This is a genomic window from Shinella pollutisoli (assembly GCF_024609765.1).
Lineage (GTDB): Bacteria > Pseudomonadota > Alphaproteobacteria > Rhizobiales > Rhizobiaceae > Shinella > Shinella pollutisoli.
Window position 1 is genome coordinate 47,949 of sequence record NZ_JANFDG010000002.1, and the last position, 9,089, is coordinate 57,037.

At 70.0% G+C, this 9,089-nt stretch carries 9 protein-coding genes; 1 reads left to right on the forward strand and 8 read right to left on the reverse strand.

What is annotated here, in order from left to right:
• Position 1: 1 nt before the first annotated feature.
• From NNZ72_RS01775 to nirK, 3 genes are all read right to left on the reverse strand, one after another.
• Positions 2–697: a Crp/Fnr family transcriptional regulator gene (locus NNZ72_RS01775; protein WP_257311804.1), complete on the reverse strand. Its 696-nt coding sequence runs from the start codon at positions 695–697 to the stop codon at positions 2–4.
• A 93-nt stretch (positions 698–790) separates the two neighbouring features.
• Entirely contained in the window at positions 791–1,705 is a 915-nt protein-coding gene (locus tag NNZ72_RS01780) for an SUMF1/EgtB/PvdO family nonheme iron enzyme (RefSeq protein ID WP_257311808.1), read from the reverse strand.
• Between the two features lie 115 nt (positions 1,706–1,820).
• The gene (nirK, locus tag NNZ72_RS01785; protein ID WP_257311812.1) at positions 1,821–2,963 is read right to left on the reverse strand and encodes a copper-containing nitrite reductase; all 1,143 of its coding nucleotides are present in this window, start codon (positions 2,961–2,963) and stop codon (positions 1,821–1,823) included.
• A gap of 215 nt (positions 2,964–3,178) precedes the next feature.
• Here nirK and NNZ72_RS01790 point away from each other — a divergent pair, with 215 nt between their 5' ends.
• Entirely contained in the window at positions 3,179–4,393 is a 1,215-nt protein-coding gene (locus tag NNZ72_RS01790; protein ID WP_257311815.1) for an NnrS family protein, read from the forward strand.
• A gap of 36 nt (positions 4,394–4,429) precedes the next feature.
• Here the strand turns inward: NNZ72_RS01790 and NNZ72_RS01795 are convergent, their stop codons facing one another.
• From NNZ72_RS01795 to NNZ72_RS01815, 5 genes are all read right to left on the reverse strand, one after another.
• Positions 4,430–4,735: a metal-sulfur cluster assembly factor gene (locus tag NNZ72_RS01795; protein ID WP_257311818.1), complete on the reverse strand. Its 306-nt coding sequence runs from the start codon at positions 4,733–4,735 to the stop codon at positions 4,430–4,432.
• A gap of 4 nt (positions 4,736–4,739) precedes the next feature.
• Positions 4,740–5,279 (reverse strand): DUF2249 domain-containing protein, encoded by a 540-nt coding sequence (locus NNZ72_RS01800; protein WP_371747668.1) that lies wholly within the window; start codon positions 5,277–5,279, stop codon positions 4,740–4,742.
• A gap of 2 nt (positions 5,280–5,281) precedes the next feature.
• Positions 5,282–6,640 (reverse strand): hypothetical protein, encoded by a 1,359-nt coding sequence (locus NNZ72_RS01805; RefSeq protein WP_257311823.1) that lies wholly within the window; start codon positions 6,638–6,640, stop codon positions 5,282–5,284.
• Between the two features lie 34 nt (positions 6,641–6,674).
• Positions 6,675–6,980, reverse strand: a complete 306-nt coding sequence (locus NNZ72_RS01810; RefSeq protein ID WP_257311826.1) for a DUF2249 domain-containing protein — start codon at positions 6,978–6,980, stop codon at positions 6,675–6,677.
• 207 nt (positions 6,981–7,187) lie between these two features.
• Entirely contained in the window at positions 7,188–9,083 is a 1,896-nt protein-coding gene (locus NNZ72_RS01815; protein WP_257311828.1) for a nitric oxide reductase activation protein NorD, read from the reverse strand.
• Positions 9,084–9,089: the final 6 nt, after the last annotated feature.

Genomic DNA, 9,089 nt, shown 5'->3' on the forward strand with positions numbered 1-9,089 from the left:
GTCAATCGCGCGCACCCTCGGCCAGGGAGGAAAGCCCGGGCAGGTCGCGGATCAAGAGCTTCTGCCGCCCGCCCTCGACGAGGCCGCGCGCCTCCCAGGCGCTGAGGATGCGTGAGACGGTGTGCAGCGTCGTGCCGGTCATCTCGGCGATGTCCTGGCGCGAGATCGGAAAATCGATGCGCACGCCGTGCTCCTCCTTGCGGCCGGCCTGGCGCGACAGGCGCAGCACGGCATGCGCCACCCGGCGCTCCACCTCCTGGGTGGACATTTCCCGGATGCGCGTGTGGGCCTCCTCCAGCCGCTGGCCGATCGTCTGCATGGCGCTGACGGCGAGCCGCGGGTTCTGCTCCACGAACTGCGGCCAGAGGTCGGTCGGCCAGGCGAGGATGACGCTCTCGGCGACGGCGCGCGCGGTGCCCGGGTAGTCGGAGCGCTGCAGCGCCTTGGCGAAGCCGAAGAGGTCGCCCGGATGGACGACGCGCACGATGATCTGCTGGCCGTCCTCCGTCACCTGCGTCACCTTCAGGCGGCCGTGGAGGAGGAGGAAGAAGTTCGCCGCCTGCTCGCCCTGCTCGAAGACGGCGTCGCCCTGCACGACGCGGCGCGCCGTGGCATGGGCGAGCAACCTGTCCAGATCCTCGTCGCTCATCCTGTCGAACAGGGAAAGCGACCTGACGACGGTCCGGTCGATCTTCACTGGCAACTCCCTTCCCGCAAGCGATGCCCTCTCCTATCACGACAGAAGGCCTGCGGGAAACCGTGCCGTGCCCATCGGCCCGGATAATCGTGTTCAGACGGGGAAGCCTTTCTTCCGGAGGGTCTCCAGCATCGGCGCATACCAGCGCGTGTCCTTGACGAGGCGGAAGCCGACATTGTCCGGGGGCACGCCGACGGCGCAGCCGCCGCCTTTCGGGTTGCGGACGAACGAGCTCATCGCCGCGCGGTGCTTGCCGCTCGCCACGTAGATGCCGCACGACGAGACGTCGTTGACGACCTTTCCGGCCTTGTCGAGATTGACGCGGCGGTTGCAGGTGGTCGTCCATTCCCAGACGTTGCCGGCGAAGTCGGCAAGGCCGTACTCGTTCTCGCCGAAGCGGCCCGTGGGCTGGGGAACGGGGTCGCGCGAAGCCTGGCGCGCCGCCTCGCGGCGGTAGTCCGCGAGCCAGCGGTCGGCCGGGTTCGTGCTGTTGATGTCGACGCCGAGCGCGTCGTCGGGGAAGCGCGAGCCGGCCGCGAAGGCGAGCTGCTCGTCGGTCGGCAGCCGCCAGATCTCGCCCGTGCGGGCGCTGAGCCAGGCGGCATAGGCCGTCGCGTCGTCGTAGCTGACGCCGGTCGCGGGCGTCTCGGTGCCTTGGGCGGCGGGGAAGGTGGGTTCGGCCGGCGGGCAGGCGCCGTCTGCGACGCAGCGCGCATAGTCGGTGGCCGTGACCTGGTATTTCATGATGGTGAGCGGGCTGCGCACGGTGACGGCGCGCATCGGCCCGTCGACGGCGAAGCCGTTGCGGTAGAACTCGCCGCTTTCGCGATAGTCGAAGCTGCGCGGGGCGACCACCACCGTCTGCGGCTCGTCGAGCACGGGACCCGCGGGCGCGGCGCTGAAGAGATCCGTCTGGGTTGCGGCCGTGCCGAGAAGGGCGGCGAGCAGGAATGCCGGGACGGCGAGCGAAATCCACGAAATGCCGGGTTTGGCAACGAGCGCGGTCATGACGACCTCCTTGGTACCTTCCCGATCCTTCGTCCGGCCTGCGGGACAGGCGCCTATTGCAGGGTGGAGCGCGCGCCCCCGTGCGGCAGGGGCGCGCGTTCCCGTTCGAGGGGCGTCAGACGCCCGTCGGGGGGACGACCGACGTCATCAGGTCGTCGTTCCAGTCGCCGGTCACGGTGAAGTGCGCGGCGGCCCCCAGCTCGAAGGCCTCGATCAGGTTGTGGTTGACGTAGGCGTAGATGCCGGGCTGCTCGAAGGTATAGAAGGCCGCACCCGCCGTGCCACCCGGAATGAACCAGGTCTCCTGGTCGACGTCCGGCACGTTGTGGAACTTGCCGGTCTGCCAGACGTAGTCGCCGTGGCCGCCGATCAGGTGCGGGCGGGTGTCGCGGTTGGCCTGCGAATGGACGATCAGCACTTTCTCGCCGACTTCGGCCTTCAGCGCGTTGTCGCCCGTCAGCGCGCCGACGGCACCGTTGAAGACGATGTGGCTCGGGATCAGCCCGCGCATGACCTCCAGCGTGTCGGCATAGGCTTCGCCGGCGCTTTCGTACTTCTTGAAGTTGCCGGCCTCGTCGCGCGGGACGTAGAAGTCCTGCTCGCCGACATAGTAGACGCGGTCGTAGGTCAGCTCCTTGCCGTGGCCGTCCGTCAGGCCTTCGCGCGGCAGGACCATGATCGCGCCGTTCATGCCCGAGGTGACGTGCCACGGAACCATGCCGGGAGGTGCGCAATGGTAGACGAAGACGCCGGCCTTGGTGGCCTTGAAGCGCAGCACCGTCCGCTCACCGGGGTTGACCACGGTCAGCGCACCGCCGCCGAGGGCGCCGGTGGCCGAGTGGAAGTCGATGTTGTGCTGCAGCTCGTTGGTCTCGGGGTTGATCAGCGTCAGCTCGACGTAGTCGCCCTGGTGGACGACCAGCAGCGGGCCCGGGACCGAGCCGTTGAAGGTCATGGCGTGGACTTCGGTGCCCTTGTCGTCGAGGATCATCTTCTTTTCCTCGATCGTCATCGTGAATTCGTAGATCTTCGGTCCGCCTTCGGCCTTCTGCGTATGGGCATGGACGAAGGGCGGCTTGACGAGATCGACCTTCACGCGCTCCAGCTTGGCGATGTCGGCCGCCGTCGCGGCTGCGTTGGTCTTGATGTTCCCGCCTTCGGCGCGGGCGGCGGTTGCGGCAATGATCGGCGTCAGGACGCCGGCAAGCGCGGCACCGCCCAGGATGGTGCGGCGTGTCATCTGAAACTGCTCGGTCATCGGTCTTCTCCTTTTTCAAAAGGACGGAGCGGTGTATCGCCCGGTCCCTTCTTTTGTAGGAGCGTTCGGCCGAACCTGTTTGTGGCAAAACAAAGAGCGCAGGCCCCGATGCTGCGGCATTTTGGCAGCCGCCGGCCCGGTATTTGCCGAAACGCAAAGAAGGGCGCATACACGGAGCCTAGAGAGGGGGCGCAAACAGAGCGAGGAACCCTGTCATGAACGCCACCGATACTGCCGGGCGCGTCAGCCGCGCCGTCCCCCGAGGCCTCTCCAGGACCGGCCCCGTGCTGTTTTCCTACGGCTTCCGCCCCTTCTTCCTCGGCGCGGGCCTGTGGGCCGTCGCGGCCATGGTGCTGTGGATCGCGGCGCTAACCGGCCATGTGACGATCGCCGAGGACTACGGCACGCCGCACTGGCACGCGCACGAGATGCTGTTCGGCTTCGCCCCCGCGGTGCTCGCCGGCTTCCTTCTGACGGCGGTGCCGAACTGGACGGGCCGGCTGCCGGTCTCCGGCTGGCCGCTCGCCGGGCTCTTCGCGCTCTGGTGCGCGGGGCGGCTCGCGCTCCTCGCCTCCGACGCGACCGGCGCGGTGCCGGCGGCGGTCGTCGACGTGCTGTTCCTGCCGGCGCTCCTCTTCATCTGTGCGCGCGAGATCATCGCCGGGCGCAAGTGGAAGGACCTCAAGGTGCTCGCGGGGCTGACGGCGCTGGCGATCGCCAATATCCTCTTCCATTTCTCCGTCATCGAGCATGGCCACGACCATCTCGCGATGCGGCTCGGCGTCACCGCCTATGTCATGCTGGTGATGATCATCGGCGGGCGCATCCTGCCGAGCTTCACGCGCAACTGGCTGAACAAGGCGGGGCGCACGGATTTCCCGACACCTTACAATCGCTTCGACGCCGGGGCGATCGTCCTCGGCGTCGCCGCGCTCGCATCGTGGACGGCGGTGCCGGAGCATCCGGCGACGGCGGTCCTCGGCATCGCGGCCGCGGTCCTGCACGCCGTCCGCCTCTACCGCTGGCGCGGCTGGACGACCTGGCGGGAGCGGCTGGTCGTCGTCCTGCACGTCGCCTATCTCTTCGTGCCGCTCGGCCTGCTTGCGGCCGGTCTCGGCGCGCTGGGCCTCGTCGAGGAGCGCTCGGTGCTGCACCTGCTGTCGATCGGCGCGATGAGCTGCATGATGCTGGCGGTGATGACGCGGGCCACCCTCGGCCATACGGGCCGGGCGCTCACGGCCTCGCGCATGACGGTCGCGGCCTACGCGGCGCTGATCCTCTGCGCGCTGCTGCGCCCGCTCGGCGAGGTCCTGCCGGACCACAGCATGCACATCTATGCCGCAAGCGGCCTGCTCTGGATCGCCGCCTTCGGCCTGTTCTGCCTGGAATACGCGCCGATGCTCACGCGCACGCGCCGCGCGCCGCTCTGAACGGAAACGGCCCGGAAGATGTCTTCCGGGCCGTTCCTACATTTCGATCGTTTCCGCCATCATGTCCGGCGACCACGGCGGCTCGTAGGTGAGCCGCACTTCCGCATATTCCACGCCCGGCACGTACCAGACGCAGGTCTGCACCGCCTCCTTGAGATAGCCGGTCGCCGGGCATCCCTTCGTCGTCGTGGTCATGGTGACGTAGACGATGCCGCCGTCCTCGACCGTGACGTCGTAGATGAGGCCGAGGTCGACGACGTTGCGGCCGATCTCGGGATCGATGACCACGCGCAAGGCCTCGCGGACCGCCTCGCGCAGCGCCTCCTTCTCCGCCTCGTCCATCGTCCTAGATCTCCCGCGGGCGGCCGGCGCGCACCAGGATGCGATAGGCCGTGCCGGTGGAGTCGAAATTGCCGACCCACTGGTGGCCGCGCTTCTCGAGCTCGGGGAACAGGAAGATCGGCTCGCGCGTCAGCAGCGCGAAGAGCACCTGGCCCGGCGCCAGCGCGTCGGCGGCCGAAAGGATGCGCACCATCGGCTCGGGCGGGTCGAGGTCGGTGAGGTCGAGATGTTCGCTCGGGTCCGGCCAGGCTTCCGGATTCTCCGCGGCAGCCGAGACCTCGACCCTGCCGGCCGCACCCGCCTGCGGCGTGAACAGCACCTCCCAGTCGCCGCCGCCGATCTCGCGCGCCTCGTGGTCGAAGCCGCGGCTCGCCATCACGCGGAAGAGCGGTTGCGGGCGGAAGGTGGCCAGCAGCTTCAGGCTCTGGCCGGGCGCAAGCCCGTTCACCGCCTCCATGATGAGCTGGAAGGGCTCGCCGCCGCTCCTGAGGATGGGCCGCACGTCGACCTCTTTCGGGGCGATTTCTTCTCGGATGTCGGACATGGTCATCTCCTCGGAGCAAACGTTGGCAGGAACAGGCGCGGGTGCACCGCGCCCGCCGGCGCGCGGAGCGCCGCCGGCACGTAGGAAAGCCGCCGCGCGCGGACGAACTCGTTGACGAGCGCGACCGTCGCGGCAAGCTGCACGCAGACGCAGGCCCTGAACAGGCCCGCGCTCCCCCCGAAGAGCGACAGCGTGGCCGCGCCGACGGCGGCATAATAGAGGCAGAAAAGGACGAAAGCACGCCGTTCGGCGACGAGATCCTGCACGCGCGGCACCGGCGCGCGGCCGAGCACGGGGCCGTAGGATTCGAGCCAGGTCATGAAGGCGACGATCTTGTAGAGCTGCGACAGGCCGAGGCCGGTGAGCCAGCCGAAGACGAAGAGATAGACCAGCGCCGCCGCATTCTCGCCCGCCGCCGCGCGCACCGGCGGCAGGAGGAAGAGAAGAGTGGCCGCCGCGAGTATGGCAAGGGCGGCGAGGCTCGCGCGGATGTTCAGCTCCGCCTGCTTGCGCTTGCGCGCGCGGTAGAAGCCGATCGCATCATGGCCGTAGAGCAGCACGAGCGCGAGCGTGAGGAGGGCAGCGAGGGAAAGCAGGATGTCCGCGCCGGCGACGGCGAGGAGGAGGAGCGGCAGACAGGCCGCGACGAGGCCGAGGGCGAACGCGCCCGACCACCAGACCGCCCGGCTCGTCGCCTTCTCCGTCTCGGGGGCGAGCAGGAACATTGGAAAGAGGCGGTAGCTGACGCCGATCGCCGTGAGGCTCAGCCAGCCGCCGAGGCCGAAGGCGGCGTGAAGCCCGATACCCTCGCCGACGAGGGTGTCGAGCAGGGGGCTCTCGACCGCTCCGGAGAGGCCCAGCGAGAAGGCCGTGCCGAGAAGGGCCGTGGCGACGAGGGCGGTCACGCCGAGGGCCACGAAGCGCGCGGGCAGTCCGAGCGGCCGCGCGGCGAGGAGCGTCGCCGCCAGCACGCCGGCAAGGAGCGCGAAGCCGGAAAGCAGCACGACGCCGCCGAGCGGCAGCAGGCCGAGCGGCAGGTTGGCCGTGCCGGACAGCGCGACGAAGCCGGAAACGAGCAGGAGCAGCCCGCCGACGAGGAGGGCGAGGACGACCGGCGCGAAGCGCCCGCCGACGAGCTGACGGGAGATCAGCACCGGCACGAACTGCAGGAGGGCGCCGGCCATCAGCAAGCTCAGCCAGCCGATGGCGACGACGTGGACGAGCGCCAGGGTCTCGGGCGCGGCCGTCGAGACGGTCGGATAGCCGTAGCCCGCTGCCATCATCCCCTGCCCGAGAATCAGGAAGAGGCAGGCAGCCGCGAAATAGGACATGGTCCAGCGGGAAAGGCTCGCACCGTGCATGTCGTTTCACTCCATCGGCCGGCCGCGCGCCGCATCAGTGTTCGCCGCCGCAGGAGCAGCCGCAGCCGTCGCCGTGCGCATCGGCCTCGGCCTCGCCCTTGGCAAGGCGGCCGATCTCGACGCGCCAGACCTGCGGGCCCTGCTCGAGATAGGACCAGTCGAACAGGCCCGGGAAATTCGTCTCGAGCTGGTAGTGCAGCGGGCGCGGGTCGTGGTCGCTGGTGATCGTCAGCGCATCGCCCGGCGTCAGCGCGCCCAGCGTGTCGAAGATCAGCGGATGGCGTTCGCGCGGGGGGATGGTGCGCACGTCGATGGAGGGTCTGGTGTGTCGTTCCGGCATGGTATCCGTTTCCGTCCGGCCGCGATGATGTCGCTCCGGCGGCGCGGCCCGGCCGCACGGAACCAGCCGACGCTAGCTTTCCGGGCCCGGCGCCACTTTGACGGAGCGCAAACAATTCGGGGATTTCCGGCCGCCCGAGGGCGGACGCGAAGAGGCCCGGCACGGTGGGGACTGTGCCGGGCCTCCTCCATCGCGAGCCTCTTCCCGCTATCCCGCAAGGCCGCGATAGATGGCCGGCAGGGCCGCGGGCAGCCTGCCGATGTTGCCGACGATGGCGTAGCCGCTCTGGCCGAAGATCGCCGGGACGTAGGACTGCGCCTCGCGGTCGACCGTGACGCCGAAGACGCTGACGCCGGACCGGCGCGCCTCGATGACGGCGCGGCGGCTGTCCTCCAGGGCGAAGCGGCCCTCGTAGTGGTCGACGTCGTTCGGCTTGCCGTCGGTGAGCAGCAGCAGGAGCTTGCGCCGGTTCGGCTGCTCGCGCAGGCCCTTGGCCGCGTGGCGGATCGCCGGGCCGATGCGGGTATAGAAGCCGGGTTTCAGCGCGGCGATGCGCGCCTCGACCTTGCCGCTCATCGGCTCGCCGAAATCCTTGACCGTCTCGACGCGCACCCAGGAGCGGCGGCGCGAGGTGAAGGTGAGGATCGAATGGCTGTCGCCGCAGGCGGCAAGCCCGTGCGCCAGCACCATCAGCGCCTCCTTCTCCACGTCGAGCACCCGGCGGTTGTCGAACCAGGCGTCGGTGGAGAGCGACACGTCGACGAGGATGGTCACGGCGAGGTCGTGCGCCTGCGGCCGGCTCATCAGGTGCACGCGGTCGCTGCCGGGGCCGCCGGCGGCGAGGTCCGTGCGCGCCCTGACCACAGCGTCGAGGTCGAGGTCGGCGCCGTCGATCTGCGCGCGCAGCATCTCGTGGCGGGGCCTGAGCACCTCGAACTGCCGGCGCACGCGGCGGATGAGGCTCTTCGTGTCGGCATCGGCCTCGGGAACGATGGCGTCGTCCGGAGCGGGGGCGGCGAGCACCCGGCAATGGTCGGGCAGGTAGGCGGCGGAGCGGTAGTCCCATTCGGGGTAGGTGTATTCGCCGGTCAGCCGCGTGCGGTCGAGCGCCTCCGGCGGCAGGTCGAGGTCGAAGCGGAAGCGCGCGGCGGGACGGCCCTTGCGCTCGCCGAGCGTCATGTCGTCGAGCTCGTCGGCGGCATCGGGGTCGTGGTCGTCGCTGTCGTCGCCGGGGCGGTCGACATTGACCATCTCCGCCATGGCGAGGATCTTCTCGAAGCGGTTGAGGATGAAGGGGCTGCGCTCGGTCTTGCGGTTCTCCGCCTTCTCGCGCACGGCGACATGGCGGCCGGTCTCGGCGGCCTGCGGGTTGCCGCCAGTCGCCGGCTCGTCTTCGCCGCGGCCTTCGCCTTCCTCGCGGATCAGCGCGTCCGGCCAGAGCGGCACGGGCAGCATCGGCAGGTAGCCGGCCGGCGCCCGATGCGGGAAGATCACCGGCAGCGTCGCGTCGGGCAGGCCGGCGCCCTTGCGCAGGAGCGAGAGGATGCGGTTCTCCAGGTGCCGCTCGACGGAGGGCAGCGTGCGCGCCTGCCGGGCCTCCAGCGTCGCGGCGGCGAGCCGGGCATAGCGCTTTGCCATGCCGGGGAAGGCGGCGAGGACCGCGGCGACGGTGCGCTCGGCCCGTTCGAGCCGGGCGAGGTCGCGCAGGAGCGGATCGGTCTCCGTCACCGGTTCGGACGGCATCAGCGCCATGGCGGCGGAAAGCCAGATATAGAGGTCGCGGTTGAGCGTCCGGTCGGGGAAGAGGTCGATCGCCGGCGGCAGCATCAGCGTGGCGTGGTCGCGGCCGGGCTGGACGAGCTTCTCCTCGCCGAGCCCCATGCGCTCGCGCAGCCGCAGGCGATGCGTCGAGGTGCGGCCGCGGGCCGGCGCGATCTGCACCGCGCCCTCGCCGCCGAAGCCGCGGAAGCAGACGCCGAGCACCGGCCGGATCTCCTCCAGCCGGACGGCCTCGGCCGGATGGCGCGGCCAGGAGCCCGCCTGGCCGATCAGGCGGTGCCAGGCGCGGCCGACGGTTTCCTCCAGCTCCAGGAAGTCCAGCATGGTGCG

Bases quoted from the DNA above. Each gene is read 5' to 3' on its own strand.
- NNZ72_RS01780 (WP_257311808.1), bottom strand. From the start codon at position 1,705: ATGACCGCGCTCGTTGCCAAACCCGGCATTTCGTGGATTTCGCTCGCC.
- nirK (WP_257311812.1), bottom strand. From the start codon at position 2,963: ATGACCGAGCAGTTTCAGATGACACGCCGCACCATCCTGGGCGGTGCC.
- NNZ72_RS01790 (WP_257311815.1), top strand. From the start codon at position 3,179: ATGAACGCCACCGATACTGCCGGGCGCGTCAGCCGCGCCGTCCCCCGA.
- NNZ72_RS01795 (WP_257311818.1), bottom strand. From the start codon at position 4,735: ATGGACGAGGCGGAGAAGGAGGCGCTGCGCGAGGCGGTCCGCGAGGCC.
- NNZ72_RS01800 (WP_371747668.1), bottom strand. From the start codon at position 5,279: ATGTCCGACATCCGAGAAGAAATCGCCCCGAAAGAGGTCGACGTGCGG.
- NNZ72_RS01805 (WP_257311823.1), bottom strand. From the start codon at position 6,640: ATGCACGGTGCGAGCCTTTCCCGCTGGACCATGTCCTATTTCGCGGCT.
- NNZ72_RS01810 (WP_257311826.1), bottom strand. From the start codon at position 6,980: ATGCCGGAACGACACACCAGACCCTCCATCGACGTGCGCACCATCCCC.
- NNZ72_RS01815 (WP_257311828.1), bottom strand. From the start codon at position 9,083: ATGCTGGACTTCCTGGAGCTGGAGGAAACCGTCGGCCGCGCCTGGCAC.